This is a genomic window from Butyricicoccus sp. OF10-2 (assembly GCF_003481925.1).
Classification (GTDB): Bacteria; Bacillota; Clostridia; order Oscillospirales; family Butyricicoccaceae; genus Agathobaculum; species Agathobaculum butyriciproducens.
Window position 1 is genome coordinate 1 of sequence record NZ_QUMC01000005.1, and the last position, 20797, is coordinate 20797.

The window sequence follows — 20797 nt, forward strand, 5'->3', positions numbered from 1 at the left end:
TTCGAGCGAGAGGCTGTTCGGAAAACGAAGTTTTTCGACAGCCTCAGGCACAATGAGTTTCTCATTGTGCCTTTTGGAACTCTGCAATTTTTGTTTAACGGATAACCATACGGATCAGCGGATAAAGTTCATCATCGTGCGCGGACGGCTTTCCGGCGGCTCGATTCCGGCCTTGTCGATCACCTTGAGCATCCATGCGATATTGCGGCCCAGCTTTTCGATGACTTCAACGCCCTCGATATCCTGCACAGCCTCGCCCTTGTCTGCGCCGTGTACGGCGTTCCAGTAGTCCGAGGTGACAAGCACCATCTCCATGGTGTTGATCGTGCCGAGCAGCTGCTGGTAGGTCTCCATGCCGCCCGAACGGCGCAGCGTACACAGCGCCGCACCGACCTTGTGCTTCAGCTGATTATCGCCGCAGCCTGCCGCCAGAATCAGACGGTCGAGCACGCACTTCATACCGCCCGCAATGCCGCCGTGGTACACCGGAGACGCGAGCACGATGCCGTCCGCCTCAATGCACTTGGCGATGATTTCATTTACACCGTCGTCGTCCTGCACGCAGCGCAGCGTGCCGTTGTCCAGGCAGTGATAGCACGCCATGCACGGATGCACCTTCGCCCCCGGCTGACATACCTCAAACTCGATGCCCTCCTGCTCGAGCACCTTGCCGAGCACCTCGAGCATCTGCGCACAGTTGCCGCCCTTGCGCGGCGAGCCGTTGATTGCTACAACTTTCATATCCTTTTCCTCCGTGTTTTCTCTATTTTCAGTGCGCGTCCGCACCGTTTTTGACTTACAAATGCTTCTGATTTTCCAATCGATACAGGCGCATGACCACCAGTGTATGATTCAGCTGCGGACCCATCAGCAGGATCATGCTGACGATATACAGCCACAGCATCAGTACGATAATCGCCGCCAGAGAGCCGTACAGCACGGAATACCGCGCCATATTGTCCACATAGAACGAAAATCCAAGCGAGACCAGAATCCATGCTACCAGTGAAAACAGTGCACCCGGCCACACCTCGCGGAACCTAAGGTGCAGATTGGGCACAACCTTGTTGAACAGCATGAGAAACACGAAAATAAACGCGATCATCACCCAGAAGCTGGCATCATGCAGTCCGTCCATCACAGCCGGCGGCACCGGCAGATATTTCGGTACAACGCGGATGATGGTTCGTCCGGCGACGACAAGCACAAAGCTGCACACAACCGAAACAAGAAAGCCCGCCGTAATACCGAACGAAATGAGCACGTCCTTGACCATGCCGCGCGAGATTTCAACGTGGTAAATATCGTTGACCGTGCGCATCATTGAGCGCACCGCACGGGACAGGAAATACAGCGTCAGACCCAGACCGACGATCATCGGGCTGAACGACGGCGTGCTGGTCAGCTGCTGAATATAGCCGCCTATGAGCTGCTGCAGACTTTTCGGCAGCATTTCCAGCACCGGCTGCATCCCCTCGATTGACAGGTCAAGCTGTGCGAGCATGGAGTTGACGAACATCAGCAGCGGGAACATGGAAAACAGCAGAAAATACGAAAGCTCTGCCGCAGACTGCGGAATGCCGTCATCAAAAAAGCGGTAAACCATGCGCTTGATCAGATATAGCCATCGGTTTTGACCGTTCATTGCGTCCCTCCCCTGTGTCGGTAGATTTTGCTGTACTTATCATATCAGCTTTTTATCAAATTTACAACTTGCGTTTTGGCTTCATCTATTGTATACTGATAAAAATAGAACATTTGTTCTGATTGGAGGGTGTGTCATGGCGGATCTGCGTCCGGTGACCTGCTGCTTTTCCGGCTACCGAATTGAAAAAATGCCGTTCCGGAACGAGGACTGTCCCGCTGCGCGCGAGTTGTTCGCCGCACTCGATGCTGCGGTCGCAGAGGCCGCCGCTGACGGCTATACACGGTTTCTCTCCGGCATGTCCACCGGCTTTGATCTGTGGGCCGCCGAAGCTGTTCTGCGCGCGCGCGCCGCACTCCCGGTGCAGCTGCTGTGTGCTGTGCCGTTCGACGGACAGGCCGATCGGTTTCCGCTCGAGTGGAAGCGCCGGTTCAACCGCTGCCTGCTCGCCGCAGATAAGGTATACGCGCTCTCGCGGAGCTATCACGCCGGGTGCTTTGCCGCGCGCAACCGGTTTATGGTGGATGCATCGTCAAGGCTCATCTGTTACTATGATGGACGGTCAGGCGGTACCGCGCAGACCGTGCATATGGCTGAGCAGAGCGGACTGAAAATTGTAAATCTCGCAGATGGACAGCTGTCGCTGCTGTAAAAAGGACTGACCGAGACGGGCAGTCCTTTTGTTTTGCATTTGTTTGCGTATGTGTTCTCTGTAGAACGGCGGGATGGGGTCATCCCGCCGTTTCTCTCTAAATTGCACCGATTTTACTCAGCTATACACAGCATCGTAGGGGCGCACCAATGTGTGCGCCCTAAGCGAACCGCCACCTATGAAAAAGGGCGGACACATTGGTCTGCCCCTACGGTAATCTGTTCAGGTAGATTGCATCACAGCGTTGTTGTTACGAATTGCAAATTTCATCCAGCTGAGTAAGAATCTCACTGCCGTTTTTCAAATCATGCACCCAGCCGTTGCCGTTGTACACAAAATTAAGTTCACCGATATTAAGGAAGGTCGGCGTATCATTATACACCGCGATGATTTCGTAGCTGACCTTATCCATCGAGAAGCTATGCTGCGAACGCGGAACACGTTTGGCCTGCACCTGTGTCAGCGCTTCGCGCAGAGCCGTTTGATTGACCTGCTCGGTCAGTTCGGTCATATCCGCGCCATTGACGCGCCAGATACGCACGTTCCAGAAGCCGTCCATGTCCGGCATAGGCGTGTACGGCACAAGCCAAACCGCTGCTCCGACGCACACCAGTATGCCCACCAATACAAATGCGATTCGTTTTTTCATGTCGGTTCCTCCCTTTTATTGTTTATCAAGCAGCGCAAGAAGCTTCTCGCTGCCGGACAGCTTATGCACCCACGGTGACATACTTTCTGTGACCTCATACGCATAACTCGGTTCACCGAGGCTGAAACATACTGTTTTACCGCCGTATACCACCTGAATCTGATAGCAGTCTTCGCTGATGCCACGATGATAACTCGGCAGACGGCGCGCTCTGATTTGCGGCAGCAGTTCGCATACGGCGTTCGTATCGACCTGCCCGGTGATGTCCTCAGCCGTATCTCCCGCATGAACATGGAGTACCAGCACGTCCACAATCTCTGCTGTATCCGGCATAGGCGTGTACGGTACAAGCCAAACCGCTGCTCCCACACAAATCAGCACACTTATCAATGCAAATACTATCCTTCGTTTCATCGCTATCCCTCCCCTTTGTTGTAGTAGCTGTCCGCCAGCAACGTGAGCAGTTCCTCACCGCCGGACACCTTGTGCATCCACAGCGTATGACGCAATATACCGTCATACACATAATCCGGTCCACCCGGTTCGCCGAGATTGATACACATAGTTTTATCCCAGTATTTCACCTCAACGACAAAACTGCCTTCCTGTATCCCCTCAAGCCGCAGACTCGGTATACGACGTGCCCGAATATGCGTAAGCAGTTCGCGTACGGTATCTGTATCAACCCGCTCGGTGAAATCATCAGCGTATTCTCCCCTGTCAAGCTGATACACCCGCATTTCCGTGATATTCACCGTATCCGGTATCGGCGAATACGGCACAAGCCAATATGCCCATCCAAAAATCAGAATACCTGCAATAACAGCTATAATCTTCCGTTTCATACGCTTTCCCTCCCCACTGAAAAAGCAAAACCCGCCGACGCGATTCACTTTTCACGTCGGCGGATTCCTTACTTATGCAATTATGTGTGTGCTGAAATTACTTCAGGCCAGCGGTGATGATCGCCATCTGGTAAACCTCGTCAGCGTTGCAGCCGCGGGACAGATCGTTGATCGGCGCATTCAGACCCTGCAGAATCGGGCCGTAAGCAGCGTAGCCGCCCAGACGCTGAGCGATCTTGTAGCCGATATTGCCAGCCTCGATAGACGGGAAAATGAAGGTGTTAGCCTGGCCTGCAACCGGAGAGCCCTTGCACTTGGTAGCAGCAACAACCGGGGATACGGCAGCGTCAAACTGCAGCTCGCCGTCGATTGCCAGCTCCGGGTTCATCTCCTTAGCGTACTCGGTAGCCTCGCGGGACAGAGCAACCGTGCCGCCCTTGCCGGAGCCCTTGGTGGAGAAGGACAGAACAGCAACCTTCGGGTCGATGCCGAAAGCCTTAGCGGTGTTTGCGGTCTCGATTGCAACCTCAGCCAGCTTCTGGCTGCCCTTCAGGGTTACGTTGCCTTCCTTATCAACAGAATCCGGATAGTCGATGTTGATCGCGCAGTCGCCCATAGCCAGCTTCTCCTCTACGCCGTCCTTCTCGCGGACCAGAATAAAGCAGGAGCTTACGAGGTGTGCGCCCGGCTTGGTCTTGATCAGCTGCAGAGCCGGACGAACGGTGTCAGCGGTGGAGTAGGTAGCGCCGCCGAGCAGAGCGTCAGCCTTGCCCATCTTAACGAGCATGGTGCCGAAGTAGTTGCCCTTGGACAGTGCAGCGCGGCAGTCTTCCTCGCTCATCTTGCCCTTGCGGAGCTCTACCATCTTAGCTACCATAGCGTCCATCTCCGGGTAGGTAGCCGGGTCGATGATCTCCATGCCCTCGATATCGAAGCCGCCCTTTGCAGCAGCAGCCTTTACTTCGTCAACATTGCCGACCAGGATGGAATCCATCAGGCCGTCCTTCTTCAGGCGTGCAGCCGCTTCGAGGATACGAGCGTCCGGGCCTTCGGTGAATACGATCTTGCGCTTGTCAGCCTTGAGTGCTGCAATCAGATTTTCAAACATATTGCATTCTCCTTCGTTTTCAATCGCCTGTGTGCAGTATGACACCGCAAACAGGCATTCTCTTGAATTTATTATACACCCTTTCCCCCTATTCCCACAAGAGGGAATTTCTGATGGGCGCAAAACGCTTTCTCGGTTCCATATCACAAGGCGAACGTGAAATTTATCGAATCTCCGGCCCATGCAAAATATTTCGTCGGTATATTTGACCGGGACCGCGGGGAAAATCCAGATAGTATCCTCATAGTGACGACCAACAGGAGGGAATTTTATGCAGACAAAAGTTGAGATCTGCGGTGTGAATACATCGGGACTGCCGGTGCTCTCCGCAAAAAAGACGGACGAGCTTTTGAAAAAATCCGCTGCCGGAAACAAGCAGGCACGCGATGAGCTGATTCGCGGCAATCTGCGGCTGGTGCTCAGCGTTGTTCAGCGGTTTCAGGGCCGCGGTGAATCGCCGGACGACCTGTTTCAGGTCGGATGCATCGGCCTGATGAAAGCCATCGACAATTTTAATACCGAACTCGGCGTACGCTTCTCCACCTACGCCGTACCGATGATCATCGGCGAAATCCGCCGCTACCTGCGCGACAACAGTGCCATGCGAGTCTCGCGCAGCCTGCGCGACACGGCGTACCGCGCTCTGCAGGCCAAGGAGGCATTCATCCGCGAGCACCAGCGTGAGCCGGACATCGTGGAACTGGCCAAGCTGATGGACGTGCCGAAAGAGGAGGTCGTGTTCGCGCTCGACGCGATACTCGACCCGGTGTCGCTGTTCGAGCCGGTGTTCCACGACGGCACGGACACGGTCTGCGTGATGGATCAGGTCGGTGACACCAAAAACACGGACGACAACTGGCTGGCCGGTATTGCTCTGCGGGACGCTATGCGCAGCCTGAATGACCGCGAGCGCCGTATCATCCGGCTGCGGTTCTTCGAGGGACGCACCCAGATGGAGGTGGCACGCGAAATACACCTTACGCCAAACAAAAGGAAGGAAGATTCCGGTCCTTTTCTTACTATATAATAGGAGTGGCAGAAAACATGAGGATCGCATATCAAAATGGCATGAGGATTTCCCTTTTACCTATACTGCATACGCTGAATGCACTCAATCGATTGTGCCAGCTGACGGAATCGCTCTGAGAAGAATTTTTTGTATGCCGTACAGTAAATATTCTGCCCGATTACGCCGCTCGGCAGGATATCTCGGTCACGGCGGCAGCCGTTGCGGCACAAACCGAACCACTGACAGGTCTTGCACTCCTCCGGTACGGCAAGCGACTGCCGAACGAATCTTTTTGCAGTCTCGCTGTTCTGCATATCAGCCAGACCAGTTTCTCCGATGTTTCCCAGCCGCCATTCATCCAACACATAAAAATCACAAGGATACACACCGCCGTCGCCCTCCACAACGAACTGCACCGAGCAGCAGCCTGCCATATTACAGGCTTCCGGCCGCTCCCCCAGAAGGATGGACAGCCAGTTGTCCAGATGGCGGATGCTGATATACTCGCCGTGCCGAAGATCGTCGAACCACAGGTCGAACAGCCGTACAAGGAAATCACCGTAACCGTCTGCGGTCAGCGTATAGCATGGCTCACCATCTGCCCGGTCAAACGGATCGATGCACGGAATAAACTGCAGCCATCTGAAATTCTGTTTACGATAAAACCGGTACAACTTTTCGACCGAACGTGCATTCTGTCCGGTTACGACACACAGAATATTAAACGCAACATTGTGTTTTTTCAGCAGCCGCACGGATTTCATAACTCGATTGAACGTATCCTTTCCCTGCACATCTGTGCGATTGCGGTTATGCAGCTCTGGCGGTCCGTCCAGCGACAATCCCACCAGAAAATGGTTTTCCGCAAAAAACGCGGCCCATTCCTCATCAATCGTGTATCCGTTGGTCTGTATGGCATTACGAATTTCCACACCCGGTTTGGCATACTGCTTTTGCAGTACCACCACCTGACGGTAAAAGTCCAGGCCTGCAAGCGTTGGCTCACCGCCTTGGAATGCAAAGGAGCAGATATGCTCGGCATATTCCATGCCCGCCTGTATCACCTTTTCGATTGATTCGATTGAAAGCATTCCCTCGAACTCCTGCTCCCGGTGTGCCGCAACATCCTTGTAAAAGCAATACTGGCATGCCATGTTACATGCAGACGATGCAGGCTTGATCAGAATATTGATCGGCGGCATAATCACCCCTCCTCAGCTTTTATTTTAACAGAAAACGATAAATATTGCACGCGCTGAGCACCATCACCAGCAGCATGGAACCTTCAAACAGCAGGGTTGCCTGCCGGTCGCTCAGACGTTTATTGATGCGTCCTCCGGCTTCGCTGCCCAGTACACCGCACAGCACCATACCGCACAGCAGAATAATAGATAATGTCGGAATACTGCCTGTCACCGCCGTAGTAATGATGCCGACGCTCTGGCTGATGAGGATAATGTACAGGCTGTTCTGTGCCGCCACCTTGGTCGGCATAGAGAAAAAGAAGAACAACACCGCCATATTAAACGGTCCGCCGCCAATACCGAGAAAGGTTCCCAGCATGCCCAATCCCAGTCCAATCAGCACGCAGACCGCCGGATTGCGCACTTGAAGCATGGTTAATCGGTCCTTGCGGATAGTATAGAGCAGCGTGGCAAACGTCGCGGTACACAACAGCGCCGCCTGTATACCGCCTGCGGTATCCGCATTTAAAAACAGACCGGCCACAGCAGAAAACATCTGTTTTCCTGCCATACCGCCAACAGCCGCACCGATTGCCAACGGTGTTGAAATCGACAGATCAATCTGCGACTCGTGCTGCACCAGCGATTTACCAACCGACCAGCACGTCATGCCAAGAACCGTACACCCAGACAGAAAATTGATTTCTGTCACCTGCATAATACCGAGCGCATCCAGTGCAGGCTTGATGATCACGCCTCCGCCCATACCGCATATTTTACCGATGATACAAGCGCCGAACGCTACCAGAAAACAAATACTCTGCACCTGATCACACCCTTAGTCCTTCGCCGTCTGACGATTTGCCGCACAGGCAGTTGTCCACGTTTTCTGCGCCGGCGGATAATGATCCACCATGTACGACAGCCTACGGCGCGCCTGTTCGATCTGCTCTCGATAAGTTTCATCTGCAATGCGGTTTTCACGCTCCTGCGGATCGCGTTTCAGGTCGTAGAATTCCTCATACGGCATCTCATCCAGCTTATAGCCGAGATATTTGATGTACTTGCTGTTCTCGGTGATGATAGTCTGCCACGCATTGCTTCGGCAGCCGTCTGCGCCGCGCCAATATGGTGTTGAAGTGATGGAAACGCCGTCGATACGCTCCTCGGTAAAGTCGCTTTCGCTAAAGCAAAAATCACGGACGCGCTCTTGTTCCCCACGCAGCACCGGCAGCAGTGAACGGCTCGGAATAATATCGTTATACGCCGGCCAGCTTCTGCTGAGCACCCGCTGTGCATCCAATCCTGCATAATCGAGTGCAGTTGCTGCAATGTCGGAAATTTCAACCGGTGCGGTGCTTTCACCAACAGGCGCTGCACCCGGCAGACGCACCGCCAACGGAATACCAACCGACTGCTTCCACGGCACGCCTTTCTGAATCATGAAGTGATCGCCCAGCATATCACCATGATCTGAGGTAAATACGATCAGCGTATCGTCCAGCATGCCTCGCTCTCGCAGCACATCCAGTGTTGCACCTATCTGATCGTCGATCAACCGAATCATCGCCTTTGCAGAACGGCGCTGACGATACAGACTCTCCTTGTCCTCATCCGAAATAATCTGTCCTTCCGGCAGGATAAAATCATCCTCCCGCTCAAGTGGAAACATATCCAGATACCGCTGCGGTGCGTCATACGGCTTGTGCGGTCCGCAGAAGGACACCATCATGTAGAACGGCAGCTCCGCCGGATGCGCGCGAAGCTGCTCGCGTGCCACACGGCCGGTAACCACGTCAATATAATCCTCCTCATCGAACGGCCACGGCAGCGCCTTATCATAGTTGTGGTTCGCTACATCGCCGTTTTTGCCGCCGCTCTGCGAGAAAAAGTCTCGTACCTGCTCGAGCATGCCCTTCTTCGCCAGATAATCACCGTAGAAGCAGTAGTTGGAAACCACCTGCTGCTTGCCTGCGGTCTCCCAGATGAAATCATAACCGTAGGACTTCTCGTCCTGTTCTCCTGCCACCGGATCCATGCCGCAGCCTCTCGGCGTAGACCACGGATAGGTCTGATTATAATGGAACTTGCCGATGCCGTAGGTCTTGTAGCCTGCACCCTGCAGGGCCTGCATAAATGTCGGTATCTGCGGGAACAGATCACCTGCCATGGTCAGCGTGCCAATCTGGCGCGGATATCGTCCCGTGATAAGCGAGGTACGCGCCGGAGAACAGATAGGATTGGTTGTATTGCAGCAAGTAAAATGGGCATGCTGTGCAATCCAGTCGATATTCGGCGTGGAAACGCAGCTGTCCGCGGCATAGCCACATAATCTGTGCGCTGCTGATCAGTCATAAACAACAGAATATTACGCGGCATATTTTACACTCCTTTTCAGAAATATCCCCTCATACTGTTTTCCCCTTGATACCAAAACGATATCAAGGGGAAAGAAGAGAGATTGAGTGAATCGGTTTTTATTATAACATTACCACCATTTGATCAAGTCGGTGACCTTGTTGCGAAGCTCGACAAATTCCGGTGAAACGACGTCACGCGGAAGCGGCAGCGGATTGTCCAGCACGGTTTTCACCGAGGTTGGCTTGTTGGTCAGCACCATAATCTTCTGGCTGAGGTATACAGCTTCCTCAATGTTGTGAGTGATAAACAGTACGGTCGTACCCGTCTTTTTCCACAGCTTGATCAGCTCGTCCTCCAGCTTGAAGCGCAGGTCTATATCCAACTGACCATACGGCTCATCCATCAGAAGCAGCTCCGGTTTGGTTGCAAATGCACGCGCGATAGCAACGCGCTGCAGCATACTGATGGAAAGCTGACTGGGATAGTAATTTCGGAATTTGGTCAAACCGACAATATCCAGCATTTCCTCTACATTGGCATCCGCCTCCGCCTTGGGCGTTTTCTTGATTTCCAGACCGAAGCGGATATTCTGCTCCACAGTCAGCCACGGGAAGGAGGAATACTCCTGAAAAATATAGGATATATTTTGCTTTTTCGGATCGACCGGAATACCGTTTACCAGAATGTCGCCTGCCGTCGGCTCATACAGGCGAGTCAGACTGTTCAGAAAAGTAGTTTTGCCGCAGCCGGTCGGACCAACGATGCACAGGAACTCGCCTTCCTCTACTTCAAAGTTCAAATTATCCAGCACCAGAAGGTCACCGAACCTTTTGGTCAGGTTCTGCACTTTTACCTTAGGCTCTTTGTTTGCCATTGTCCGGCACCTCCTTTACAGCGTATGATCTACTACCGAATCGATCTCGCGGCGCAGCCGCAGAAATTCCGGATCGGTGTAATTACGGGGACGCGGCAGGTTGATCTCATACTCTGCCTTGACACCGGTTGGACAGTTGCGCAGCACCAGAATGCGGTCTGCGAGGTACACTGCCTCCTCGATGTTGTTGGTTACAAAAATAACGGTGCGCTTTTCCGCCTGCCAGATGCGGGTCAGCTCATCCTGCATCAGATAGCGTGTCTGTGCATCCAGATGTCCGAACGGCTCATCGAGCAGCATCACGAGCGGCTCATTGCAGTACGCACGGGCAATGCCGACACGCTGCTGCATGCCGCCTGACAGCTTGACCGGGAACGAATTTTCAAATCCCTGCAGGCCGACCAGATCAATGTAATGCTGTGCCCTCTGGCGGCGTTCTTCCTTCTTGATACCGCGTACCTTAGGACCGTATTCCACGTTTCCCATAACGGTGAGCCACGGAAACAATGCCGTATTCTGAAAGACCATGCCGCGATCCGGACCGGGCCCGGTGATATCCTTGCCCATGCAGAGAACGTGCCCCGACGAGGGCATCTCAAAGCCTGCAATCAGGTTCAGGATGGTACTCTTACCGCACTGTCCGGGGCCGAACAACACAAGGAACTCATTTTCGCGCACCTTAATATTCAAATCTCCAACGACCTGATAGCGGCCTTCCTCCGGTTTGTCGAAAAACTTATCCACATCACGGAACTCGATCAACGGCTCGCCAGCAGCCGTTACTTTCCTCTCACTGTCCATGCGCATAGCTTGGATTCAACTCCTCTCATGATGGTAGTGATGAGCAGACCGGTCAGGGCAATCGCCAGAATGCCTACCATGATCTGCGTCATATTGCCTACGTCCTGACCGCTTACGATCAGCCAGCCGACACCTTCGGACGAGCGAATCATCTCTGCCGCTACAATGGTGGCCCATGCAGAGCCGAGTGCTACCTGCAGACCGGAGAAAATGTACGGAACCGTCGTTGGCAGTACAATGGAAGTGAACAGCTGGTTATCTTTCGCACCCAGCATACGCGCTGCACGAACCAGTGTTTCATCGACCGAATGCACGCCGTTGTAGGTAGTCAGTGCAATGGTAAAGAAGCATGCCAGAAAAATCAAGAAATACTTGGAACCTTCACCGAAGCCGAACCATACAATAGAAAGCGGAATCCATGCAATCGGCGGAATCGGGCGGAACATCTGAATGTACGGCATCAGAATAGAATCAGCAATCTTATACCAGCCCATCACGACACCGACCAGCACACCGAGCACGCCGCCGAACGCATACGGAATCAGCATGCGGCGCAGACTAATGAGGATGTGCATAATCATAGAATGCGTACCGATCGGTACAACAAATGCCTTGCAAAAGCCTGCAATAACCGTCACCGGATCAGGCATAACCTTGCCGAGCGAGGTAAACTTAGTCGCTGCATACCAGATACACAGAAAAATGAAAATACCGAGCACGCCATAGGCGATACGCTTGTTGCGTTCTTTCATCCACGTCTACCTCCCTTGATGAGTTTTCTGCCGATAAACTGAATAATCGAGGACAGCACCGCACCGGTAATCGCAATGACGATCATACCGACGATGATGATATCCAGGCGAAAAATACCGCGTGCCTGCTGAATCATAAAGCCGAGACCCTTAGTGGAAGCCAGCAGCTCTGCTGCAACCAGCGTGGTCCATGCGGAGCCGAGAGCAACGTCCAGACCGGTGAAGATCATCGGCAGTGCAGACGGAATCGCTACTTTGGTCAGCAGCTCCCAGTTGCTTGCGCCGAAGGTCTGACCGACCCACAGGTGCACGGTTTTTGTCTGCTTAATACCGGAATAACTGTTGATAACCATAGCGACCATCGCGGAAATAAAGATAACCAGCGCTTTGGACAGAAAACCGATGCCTACCAGCGTTACCATAACCGAAGTCCATGCAATGCCGGGAATGGTACGAACCAGATCGAATACCGGACGAACCAGCATATCCACCTTGTCGTTCCACGCCATGAAGATACCGAGCGGGATACCGATGATCGCACCAATTAAATAGCCGCCGAGTGCAACCTGAAGGCTGGCACCAAGATGCTGCAGCAGCGTTGCGCCGTCCGGCTTGGTCTCAAACCATTTTTTCACGAACGTAGAGGCAACCTTTACCGGAGAAGGCAGTGCATTCGATCGGAAAATACCCAGTCCGTCCGTTACCAGCCACCATACAAAAATGCCTGCGCAGATCGACGCAATACTGATGAACAGGTACTTATTGATCTGCAGTTTTTTCTTTTCTTGCATATGCTCCTCTCCTTTGACCGCCTTATTTTTACCTTATTTTGTAATTTTCGTCCATTTCAGGGTGCAGAAAAGGAAGCCCATGGAGCATGGGCTCCCTTTTGCTGACAGTATGTTATTTCAGGGTTGCTGCCTTTACAGTAATGCCGAGCGCATCCTGCAGCGGATTGACATTGATGGCTTCCTCAATATTGGCAACCTGATCCTCTTCAATCGTGCCGATGGAGGCGAAGAAATTGCCTACCTGCAGCAGACCGGAACCAAGATAATAATCCGAAGCCTCATAATCGGACGGAACAACGAACGGACGAATTTCGGTCTCGGTCTTAACATCGTTTTCGTCAGCCGGCTTGCCGTTCTCCGAATAGAACTTGAGTGCAAACTCGTTGCGCAGATTCGGATCGGCCTGCAGTTCTTCAGCTGCCTTACACATGCCCTGCAGGAACAGCACCACATCATCGTAACGGTCTGCCAGAATGTCCTTGCGGGCCAGGAAACCGTTCTTGAACTCGGTGTCCGTTGCTTCCATGCAGTCTGCAACCTCTACCATGTTGTTCGATTCCATCATGTTGCAGTAGTCAACGTCAGTGGCAACAAATACGTCGCCTTCACCGGTCAGAATCGCCTGTGCGGCTGCTGCGCGATCCATGTTCAGATATTCGTAATCCGCACCTGCAGTCAGGCCAAACTGTGCAAAGTACGAGTTTGCAATCCACTGCTCCATCGTGGAGGTAGGACCGAGAACGGTCAGGCCCTTCAGTGTATCTGCACTGCCGTACATATCCGGCTTGCCGGAAATCTCGCCCTTGTGATCGAGCACCGGACTGTCCTTGCGGACATAAACCTTTGCGGTGATCGAGCCGCTGTCCGACTCTGCGATCCAGTCGCACAGGCCGGAAGCCGTCGAGTAAACCGATGCCAGACCATTGGAAGCTACATCAAGCTGTTCTGCTGCCAGGCCCTCATTCTCCGGAGAGCCGTTCGGGAACATAATCAGGTTAACATCCAAACCCAGATCATCGAAATAACCCTTCTCCTCTGCATAAACTGTGGGAATAGAAATGATGTTGGACTGAACACCAACATTCAGGGTTTTGCCGGAAGCGGTAAACGTGCCGTCACCCGAGCCGCCGGGAGCGGAACCCGAGCCGCCGCCGGAGGAGGAACCGCCGCCGCACGCGGTCAGACCGGTCATTACAGTTGCTGCCAGAAGCATTGCGATCGCTCTTTTGTATCCGTGTTTCATTTTTTCAACCTCCCTTGATTTGAGTATAGTTTACCGTAAACCCTGCACAAAGTCTTTTTAATATTTGACTCGGTTTTTCACATTTATGACATTATCCGCTCTGCTTGTTCTTGCGCACATCATTCGGCTTGCAGCCGAACACCTTGTGGAAAACCGTCGAGAAGTAGCTCATGTTCGTGATACCGACACGAAGAGCCACTTCTGAAATGCGCAGACTGCTGTTTTCCAGCAAACAGCGCGCCTGCTTCATGCGCACGCTCATCAAATACTCCGAAAAGTTAACGCCGACCTCCTTCTTAAACTGCCGAGACAGGTAATCCCGGTTGAGGAATACCACATCCGCAACCGTATTAAGTGAAAGATCCTCCGCATAATGCGCATTGATGTGATCGAGTGCCTTTCGTATTGCAGCAGAATATCCTACGCCGTGCTTGCGCTGCAGTACGGCAATGCCTTCGCGAACTGCTTCACACAACGCCGCAAATGTGCAGCAGGAAGCAACTGCATCCGCTGTATGCTGCAGTTCCGGCTCCAGCTTGACAGCCAGACCGGAAAACAGCTGCTGCACGGTTTCGCGTAAAAAGCTGCTGCGTACTTTATAGTTCTCTGCGCACTGCAGCAGACGCTCTAAATCGGCACAGCCGCCCTGAATATCTCCATCGGTCAGCTTAATCGTTGCACGCATGATACAGGTTTCCACTTCACTGACATGAATCTCATGCGGCAATTTCTGTGCTGACACCTGATAAAACCGCGCATCAAAGTCCCGCACGGCCTCTGCAAATGACTTTGGCAGATTAGTAAAATGATGATGTACGCCGCTGCATCCGATTCCGCCGTTCAGCCTCTCTGCACATTGATAGAAATATGCCGCCGCATCCTGCTCCTCCGCAAAGGCATTCCGTCTAATGTTGACCAGCAGGTACACCTCCTGCTCACTGTACGCATAAAACAGCGGATTTTCAAAATGCTCCTGCATGTTTTTCTGCATAATCTCCGCATTTTGACCTTGATTGAGAAAAACCACCGTCAGAAATGCGCGCTCGTTCAAATAAATGCTGTTTTCCTGCAGATCAACGGCACTGACCGGCGTCATGTCCTCGCTCTGCTCCACCATATTGCGCAGAAAGCGGCTGCGCCCGATCTGCTGTACCGCACTCTCAGAGATATGCTGCTGCCGGCTGCTCTGCAGCTTATCCAGAACCGCACGAATCTTATCCGCACTGACCTCGGTTTTTAGAATATAATCCTTAGCACCGTTCTGCATGGCCGCACGAGCATATTCAAAATCATCGTGGCAGGTCAGCATGACGACCGCCGTGCCCGGATACTGCCGCCGAAGCTCCTGCAGCAGTTCAATACCATCCATTTTGGGCATGGTGATATCTGCAAATACCACATCGGCAGGGTTTGTCTTCATCTCCTGCAGCACCTTTGCACCTGAAGTCACCGCTGCGGTGATTTCATTTTCGCCGCCTGCATCGCGCACACACTGCACGATATACTGCTTGACCAGCGGTTCGTCGTCAACTACTATGATCTTCATTTACCTTGCCTCCCTGTTCCCGCTTCGGGATAGAACGGTAGTGATCCATCGTAATCGTTACTGTGGTGTATTTGCCGAACTCACTACGAACCGTCACATCCGACCGACCACCGTAGATAATCTGCAGACGCTTGCGCACATTGCGCAGACCGATGCCATGATGTAACCGCCCAGAGCGGTAATTTCCTGACTGTACCTGTTCTAACCGCTTCGGAGCAATACCTTCACCGTTGTCCGTTACCTCAATATACAGTGCATTACCGCGCAGACCTGCCCTCAAGCGAATTTCACAACCTTCCTCCATCTCAGCAAAGCCGTGAAAAAAGGCATTACCGATGATCGGCTGCACGATCATGCGCGGCACATAAATGCCGTACATCTTCTCCGGCACCTCGCAGATGAGAACCGTGTCCTTTTCCGTGCGGCAGTTCATGATGGACATATAGCTGCGCATCAAATGCAGCTCCTCCTCCAGCGGCACGAACTGTATCTCCGGCGTTGCCGGAATATGCAGCAGCTCGACCAGTTCATTCATCATTCGATAGGCGCGTTCCGGCTGGTGCATGGCGATCAGGCTCTTGACCGACAGCAGCGTGTTGTTAAGGAAATGCGGATTGATCTGCGCCTGTAGAAAATCGTACTCCGTGCGCTGTTTTTCCTGCTCTCGGATACGGATATCATCAATCAATTCTTCAATTCGATGTATCATGCCGTTGAAGGTGGTACTGAGCACATAGGTTTCTTCGTATTCGTCCTTGACCGGCAGTTCACTCAGCTTTTCAACCGACATATCTCCGATCTCATCCGTAAAGTCGGACAGCACCTGCGTAATGCGTCTGCCGCGCCAGTACGCAATGCTTGCTGCAACAATACAGCCGAGCAATACAATCGTCAGACAATTTCGCACGGTTTTCAGTCCGTCCCTCAGCAGCTCGTCCATATTCTGTTCTTCGACAAACGTCCAACCGCTGGACGCATCATGGTAATTGGCAATCAGTATCTTCTGTTTGGAGCGCTGGATAATCTTATAGGTATTTCTGCCGTATTCCTCCTGAAATGTCTTCATATCGAATGCCCAGTTGCCAACACGGTTGGGATTGGTGTGTGAAATGATGATGCCGTTCCGGTCGAGAATGTACACCTTCACACCGTCGCTGACCAGCTTTTGAAATGTGCGGAACAGTGCTTCATACCGCGAGGTAAGTACAATCATTCCGACAACCTTGCCATCCTGAGCATATACGGTCTTGCCGTACGCCAGACCATAAGTAGAAATATCATCCACATCCCAGAAGCGCAGATTCCAGCTGGTATCGGTCTCACCACTGTAATGCTTGATGTACCAGTAGGTGTTTTTCAGGCTTTTCAGATTGTTTTCATCCGGGTCAGTCGAAAACATGCGGCGGTCGTTCATCAGAATATCGATCGTCATATCCATGCCGATCCGTTTGAACTGACGGTCGGTCTGCTCCAGCAGCATTTGGATGGCACAGCTGCTCTTTTCACTTTTCGGCGCCGTCAGATCATCGTAAAAATCCTCATACAGTGCATCCATCGCCTTCACCATGTTGGTGCGGTTGACCGAGTTGCTGTCGCTGATCTGCTGCAGTACATCTACGCGGGCCTTGCCTTTTTCGCCTACTACAAGCTGAAAGGTAAAATATCCGATCGCGCAGACCGCAATCGCTACCGAAATCAGCACGCACAGCAGACTGGTCGCTATCATGCTCTGCGACATTTTGCGGCGTTTGCTTCCGCAAAGCAGCATACGCCATACCCCATTTCTCTTTTCTCTCTGCAATGTGCTCGCTCCTCTGCCATATTCCTGCGCTGTCAAATTCCGTCGATTGCACCGCTTCTTTTATGATACAGGAAATATGGCAAAAATGCACACCCTTATCCTTCCAGCAAGAATGTGCATTTCAACCAGTTTTATCAGATACCCAAACGTTCGTACTGCTCCGGCAGTGCGTCGTGTGCCGCCATACAGCGTTTCATCTGCTCGATGCAGTGCCGCTCCAGTGCTTCATCGTGCAGCGGATGCTCCTGTGCATAATCCGATTCGATATCGAACAGCAGTGTTTCCTCGTTATACGGCGAACGACCGACAAACTGCTGCGAATCATTGCCCCAGTGAATAATATCCGCCGGGAAACGGTATACCGGATAGTCCGTCCAAGGCAGGAAGCGACCCATCTCAATCCGCTTGTAATCCTCGGTGTTTACAGCATCGTTGCCGCCGTAGAACTGACGCAGAACGGTCGGCATAGCTGTGTAAACGTACAGCGGCTGGTTTTTCTCGTCCTTTGCGGCACGGAAATAGGTGTATTTGCCGTCCGTCCACGCCATCTGCTTGCCGAAATAGCCGAAGATCGCACCGTCACGAACCTTGTCGATCTCACCGCGCAGCAGCGGCAACAGGCTCTTGCCGTGGATTGGATACTGCAGCACCTCCTGCGAAATCTCGTAATACTCCATCACGGTCGGCAGAACATCAATGTTCTGCGTTACTGCACTGCATCGTCCTGGCTGTACACCGGGTGCCGAAATCATCAGCGGGATGTGGAAAACCTCGTTGTACGGCGCCATATAGTTTTTCGCCATATAGCCGTGCTCGCCGAGATGATAGCCGTGGTCCGTGGTAAACACCAGCATAGTGTCCTCCCACATGTTGTACTTATCCATCACATCAAGAATTTCACCGAGATGACGGTCAGTCATGGTCATGACAGCCTTGCAGCGTCTGCGCAGATGCTCGGTCTCCGCCTCATTAAACTCGTTTGGCGCATAGGACGGATGCGTGAAGTCCGGTCCGTCATAGTCGCCTTCCTTCTCGTACAAATCGAGATAATACTTCGGGCAGTCATACGGCTCATGCGGGTCAAACGCCTCTACCCACAGAAAATAGTTATCCGCGTCATGATTGTCCTCCAGCCATTCCGCTGCATGCCACATGGTCTTTACGCTCGGATAATCATACTCTGTGTGAAAGTGCGAACGGTTTTCATGTTCAGCTTCGGTCCACGAGCCTTTAAACCACTTCGGCGGCGTATCCGGACGAATACCGTCCTTACACGGACGCGTCCACACCGGATCACATTCCTGACCTCGGTTGACCTCCCATGCGGTAAACCCCTTGACATAATTTTCACCGCCGCAGATGATATAGTGCGCATGATCGGCAAACATCTGCGTATGCACATTCTTTTCACCAGAAAGAATGCTCTGCAGGCTCTGATCAAACGGCTCCATTGCTCCCCACGGTTTTTCAAGAAAGTTCAGCCGTCCGGTCATGATGTCGCGGCGTGCGGGCATGCACGGCGCAGAGCCGCACCAGTGGCTGTCAAACACGACAGATCGCCGCGCCAGCCGGTCAATATTCGGTGTGATGGCCGCGTCCTCGCCCGCACCATACGCGGACAGCATGCGTCGATTGAGTGTATCGCACAGAATGAAGATGGTTTTCATGTTGTTCCTCCCTGTTATTCTTACGGCTGCTGCAAGCCGATTCTCGCATATTGCTCTGCCGGCGCATCGTTTTCCTGCATCAAACGACGCATTAAATCAATCATGTGCTGCTCCTGTATCAGATCCTTTATCGGGTGTTCTTGCTTAGGATCGGTCTGCAGATCGAACAGTGCATCTCGGTTTTCCTCCGGCGCAGTGGACATGCATGGATAAAAATCCTTTGGCATGGCAATTTTCAGCGTTCTGCACCCTTTGGTAAAGGAAAACGGCTCGTGCAGCGTCAGTTTCTGCAGTTCTTCCGGTGCATACATGGCTCGCTGATGCAGCGGCAGCAGCGTATAATCATAGAGCGCTGTGCCCGGTCGATCAGCCCGCATATATACCCATCGACCATCTGTCACGCAGACATGCGCGCCGAACATACCAAACAGCGCAGCATCACGAACTGGTATATCCTGCTGCAGAACGGTTTGCAGGTCGTGACCCTGCATATCCGGTGGAACAGGTACGCCAAAGTACGACAGTAGCGTCGGCGCAAGGTCGATAGTCTGCACCAGAGCTTTCCGGCGTTCTCCTGCTGCTCCGGTTCGCGGATCCCAAATGAACAGCGGTGTGTGCGACAGCTCCTCGTAAAACAGCGGACGATTTTTCGCCCACCATCCATGCTCTCCCAGCAAAAAGCCGTGGTCGGTCGCTACGATGAGCATGGTGTCCTGCCACATCCGATGTACATCCATGTAATCGAGCAGTTTGCCCAGATATGCATCACACATGGTCAGCAGTGCACCGTACTGATTGCGGCAGTGCACCTGTGCAGCCAGAGGTTCCGTCACATGGTCATAAGGCGGCCAATCAAACCGCGTCCCATTATAGTCATCCGAATAGCGCTTCTGATACTCTTCCGGCACAAAAAACGGCTCATGCGGATCAAAGGGTTCGATATGCAGCAGCCAGTTATCCGCATCACGGTTTTCATTCAGGAATTCATACGCCAGACCGAACACCTTCTCCAGCGGCTGCTTTCCCCGTCCGCGGATATAGGCACGGTTAACTTCATCCTGTTTATTTGCCTGCCCCAAATGCGGCGGCAGTTCCACTGCACCGACATGAGCCTTCCACGGATCACCTTCCTGTCCTCGCACGCACTCCCATGAGTTATAGCGCGTGTGATAGGTAGCACCGCCATCCTCCCAGTAGTGCTGATGATCCGAGATCAGATGCGTGTATACGCCGCTTTTCTTGAGCAGCTCCGGCATTGAGTCATCAAACGGCTCGATTGGTCCCCAGCTTCGGTGCAGAAAATTATACCGTCCGGTGTGCAGCTCCCGCCGAGCAGGCATGCACGGCAGTGAGCCGGCATAACAGCGGTCAAACATGACCGAATGCTTTGCCAGACGGCTGAAATTCGGCGTTTGCGTCCAGCCGCAGCCATACGGCTCCAGACAGTGCCGGTTCAGTGAATCAAAAAGCAGTAAAATTGCTCTCACCGGTGCACTCTCCTTTCGTCCGAATACGACTTTCCCAGTGTATTGTTCTGTACGACTTGATTATAGCGTCCGGAGACAAAATCCGTCTTTCGATTATTTGAGGGATTTTTTCACTTTTTTGTGTTTCGATGAGTAAACAGATAAACGACTCTGTAAACACAAAAAGACAGCTTTCGCTGTCTTCAGTCTGTCGAAAAAGTCAATCTATCGTTTTTACTTTTCGTGCGGCAGCACGCATAAAATAGAATTTGCACAGCAAATTCATAATTCCCGGGGGCGTGTACCTCGGGAATTATACAAGGGACGAAAAATTGTGCCCGTAGGGCGCGGCTTTTCGTCAAGATTCGATTGAAATCGTGGTTTCAATCGAGAGGCTGTCGAA

At 52.6% G+C, this 20797-nt stretch carries 19 protein-coding genes and 1 pseudogene; 2 read left to right on the forward strand and 18 right to left on the reverse strand.

Annotated elements, in window-relative coordinates; translation table 11 throughout:
- Positions 1 to 114: 114 nt before the first annotated feature.
- Positions 115 to 741: a flavodoxin family protein gene (locus DXB00_RS04100; RefSeq protein WP_118284858.1), complete on the reverse strand. Its 627-nt coding sequence runs from the start codon at positions 739 to 741 to the stop codon at positions 115 to 117.
- 55 nt (positions 742 to 796) lie between these two features.
- A complete protein-coding gene (locus DXB00_RS04105; protein ID WP_119214560.1) occupies positions 797 to 1645 on the reverse strand; it encodes a YihY/virulence factor BrkB family protein in 849 nt (282 codons plus the stop codon).
- 136 nt (positions 1646 to 1781) lie between these two features.
- Here DXB00_RS04105 and DXB00_RS04110 point away from each other — a divergent pair, with 136 nt between their 5' ends.
- A complete protein-coding gene (locus tag DXB00_RS04110) occupies positions 1782 to 2297 on the forward strand; it encodes an SLOG family protein (RefSeq protein WP_117489612.1) in 516 nt (171 codons plus the stop codon).
- Between the two features lie 250 nt (positions 2298 to 2547).
- Here DXB00_RS04110 and DXB00_RS04115 read toward each other — a convergent pair whose 3' ends face one another.
- From DXB00_RS04115 to pta, 4 genes are all read right to left on the reverse strand, one after another.
- A complete protein-coding gene (locus DXB00_RS04115; protein WP_117489610.1) occupies positions 2548 to 2946 on the reverse strand; it encodes a hypothetical protein in 399 nt (132 codons plus the stop codon).
- Between the two features lie 15 nt (positions 2947 to 2961).
- Positions 2962 to 3360, reverse strand: coding sequence for a hypothetical protein (locus tag DXB00_RS04120; RefSeq protein ID WP_147323780.1), 399 nt, complete (start codon positions 3358 to 3360; stop codon positions 2962 to 2964).
- Positions 3361 to 3362: 2 nt separating this feature from the next.
- On the reverse strand, positions 3363 to 3791 hold the full coding sequence (locus DXB00_RS04125) for a hypothetical protein (protein ID WP_117489606.1): 429 nt from the start codon (positions 3789 to 3791) through the stop codon (positions 3363 to 3365).
- Positions 3792 to 3888: 97 nt separating this feature from the next.
- A complete protein-coding gene (pta, locus tag DXB00_RS04130) occupies positions 3889 to 4899 on the reverse strand; it encodes a phosphate acetyltransferase (protein ID WP_110436271.1) in 1011 nt (336 codons plus the stop codon).
- Positions 4900 to 5170: 271 nt separating this feature from the next.
- On the opposite strand from pta, the gene sigG reads away from it, so the two are divergent.
- Positions 5171 to 5926 (forward strand): RNA polymerase sporulation sigma factor SigG, encoded by a 756-nt coding sequence (sigG, locus tag DXB00_RS04135; protein WP_118729023.1) that lies wholly within the window; start codon positions 5171 to 5173, stop codon positions 5924 to 5926.
- Between the two features lie 56 nt (positions 5927 to 5982).
- Here the strand turns inward: sigG and DXB00_RS04140 are convergent, their stop codons facing one another.
- From DXB00_RS04140 to DXB00_RS04195, 12 genes and pseudogenes are all read right to left on the reverse strand, one after another.
- Positions 5983 to 7110 (reverse strand): anaerobic sulfatase maturase, encoded by a 1128-nt coding sequence (locus DXB00_RS04140; RefSeq protein WP_118479098.1) that lies wholly within the window; start codon positions 7108 to 7110, stop codon positions 5983 to 5985.
- Positions 7111 to 7129: 19 nt separating this feature from the next.
- Positions 7130 to 7918: a sulfite exporter TauE/SafE family protein gene (locus DXB00_RS04145; protein ID WP_117489598.1), complete on the reverse strand. Its 789-nt coding sequence runs from the start codon at positions 7916 to 7918 to the stop codon at positions 7130 to 7132.
- Positions 7919 to 7930: 12 nt separating this feature from the next.
- Positions 7931 to 9394 (reverse strand): annotated as a pseudogene (locus tag DXB00_RS04150) (sulfatase family protein); the annotation flags it as partial.
- Between the two features lie 186 nt (positions 9395 to 9580).
- The gene (locus tag DXB00_RS04155) at positions 9581 to 10327 is read right to left on the reverse strand and encodes an ABC transporter ATP-binding protein (RefSeq protein ID WP_117489594.1); all 747 of its coding nucleotides are present in this window, start codon (positions 10325 to 10327) and stop codon (positions 9581 to 9583) included.
- A gap of 15 nt (positions 10328 to 10342) precedes the next feature.
- Complete coding sequence (locus tag DXB00_RS04160) at positions 10343 to 11134, reverse strand: ABC transporter ATP-binding protein (RefSeq protein WP_442861138.1); 792 nt, start codon at positions 11132 to 11134, stop codon at positions 10343 to 10345.
- Positions 11107 to 11880 (reverse strand): ABC transporter permease, encoded by a 774-nt coding sequence (locus tag DXB00_RS04165; protein ID WP_117489592.1) that lies wholly within the window; start codon positions 11878 to 11880, stop codon positions 11107 to 11109. Before DXB00_RS04165 ends, DXB00_RS04160 begins: the two co-directional genes overlap by 28 nt.
- The gene (locus DXB00_RS04170) at positions 11877 to 12671 is read right to left on the reverse strand and encodes an ABC transporter permease (protein ID WP_117489590.1); all 795 of its coding nucleotides are present in this window, start codon (positions 12669 to 12671) and stop codon (positions 11877 to 11879) included. Before DXB00_RS04170 ends, DXB00_RS04165 begins: the two co-directional genes overlap by 4 nt.
- A 112-nt stretch (positions 12672 to 12783) precedes the next feature.
- Positions 12784 to 13914, reverse strand: a complete 1131-nt coding sequence (locus tag DXB00_RS04175; protein WP_118729025.1) for an ABC transporter substrate-binding protein — start codon at positions 13912 to 13914, stop codon at positions 12784 to 12786.
- A 91-nt stretch (positions 13915 to 14005) separates the two neighbouring features.
- A complete protein-coding gene (locus DXB00_RS04180; protein WP_118729026.1) occupies positions 14006 to 15460 on the reverse strand; it encodes a response regulator transcription factor in 1455 nt (484 codons plus the stop codon).
- Positions 15441 to 17228 (reverse strand): sensor histidine kinase, encoded by a 1788-nt coding sequence (locus tag DXB00_RS04185; protein ID WP_118729027.1) that lies wholly within the window; start codon positions 17226 to 17228, stop codon positions 15441 to 15443. Before DXB00_RS04185 ends, DXB00_RS04180 begins: the two co-directional genes overlap by 20 nt.
- A 167-nt stretch (positions 17229 to 17395) precedes the next feature.
- Positions 17396 to 18928, reverse strand: a complete 1533-nt coding sequence (locus tag DXB00_RS04190; RefSeq protein ID WP_118729028.1) for a sulfatase — start codon at positions 18926 to 18928, stop codon at positions 17396 to 17398.
- A 20-nt stretch (positions 18929 to 18948) separates the two neighbouring features.
- The gene (locus tag DXB00_RS04195) at positions 18949 to 20415 is read right to left on the reverse strand and encodes a sulfatase (RefSeq protein WP_119214562.1); all 1467 of its coding nucleotides are present in this window, start codon (positions 20413 to 20415) and stop codon (positions 18949 to 18951) included.
- Between the last annotated feature and the right edge of the window lie 382 nt (positions 20416 to 20797).

Excerpts from the sequence above, each read along its gene's own strand:
- DXB00_RS04120 (WP_147323780.1), bottom strand. The coding sequence starts at position 3,360 with ATGAAACGAAGGATAGTATTTGCATTGATAAGTGTGCTGATTTGTGTG.
- DXB00_RS04105 (WP_119214560.1), bottom strand. The coding sequence starts at position 1,645 with ATGAACGGTCAAAACCGATGGCTATATCTGATCAAGCGCATGGTTTAC.
- DXB00_RS04110 (WP_117489612.1), top strand. The coding sequence starts at position 1,782 with ATGGCGGATCTGCGTCCGGTGACCTGCTGCTTTTCCGGCTACCGAATT.
- DXB00_RS04170 (WP_117489590.1), bottom strand. The coding sequence starts at position 12,671 with ATGCAAGAAAAGAAAAAACTGCAGATCAATAAGTACCTGTTCATCAGT.
- DXB00_RS04175 (WP_118729025.1), bottom strand. The coding sequence starts at position 13,914 with ATGAAACACGGATACAAAAGAGCGATCGCAATGCTTCTGGCAGCAACT.
- DXB00_RS04190 (WP_118729028.1), bottom strand. The coding sequence starts at position 18,928 with ATGAAAACCATCTTCATTCTGTGCGATACACTCAATCGACGCATGCTG.
- pta (WP_110436271.1), bottom strand. The coding sequence starts at position 4,899 with ATGTTTGAAAATCTGATTGCAGCACTCAAGGCTGACAAGCGCAAGATC.
- DXB00_RS04125 (WP_117489606.1), bottom strand. The coding sequence starts at position 3,791 with ATGAAACGGAAGATTATAGCTGTTATTGCAGGTATTCTGATTTTTGGA.
- DXB00_RS04115 (WP_117489610.1), bottom strand. The coding sequence starts at position 2,946 with ATGAAAAAACGAATCGCATTTGTATTGGTGGGCATACTGGTGTGCGTC.
- DXB00_RS04180 (WP_118729026.1), bottom strand. The coding sequence starts at position 15,460 with ATGAAGATCATAGTAGTTGACGACGAACCGCTGGTCAAGCAGTATATC.
- sigG (WP_118729023.1), top strand. The coding sequence starts at position 5,171 with ATGCAGACAAAAGTTGAGATCTGCGGTGTGAATACATCGGGACTGCCG.
- DXB00_RS04140 (WP_118479098.1), bottom strand. The coding sequence starts at position 7,110 with ATGCCGCCGATCAATATTCTGATCAAGCCTGCATCGTCTGCATGTAAC.
- DXB00_RS04165 (WP_117489592.1), bottom strand. The coding sequence starts at position 11,880 with ATGAAAGAACGCAACAAGCGTATCGCCTATGGCGTGCTCGGTATTTTC.
- DXB00_RS04155 (WP_117489594.1), bottom strand. The coding sequence starts at position 10,327 with ATGGCAAACAAAGAGCCTAAGGTAAAAGTGCAGAACCTGACCAAAAGG.
- DXB00_RS04185 (WP_118729027.1), bottom strand. The coding sequence starts at position 17,228 with ATGCTGCTTTGCGGAAGCAAACGCCGCAAAATGTCGCAGAGCATGATA.
- DXB00_RS04160 (WP_442861138.1), bottom strand. The coding sequence starts at position 11,134 with ATGCGCATGGACAGTGAGAGGAAAGTAACGGCTGCTGGCGAGCCGTTG.
- DXB00_RS04100 (WP_118284858.1), bottom strand. The coding sequence starts at position 741 with ATGAAAGTTGTAGCAATCAACGGCTCGCCGCGCAAGGGCGGCAACTGT.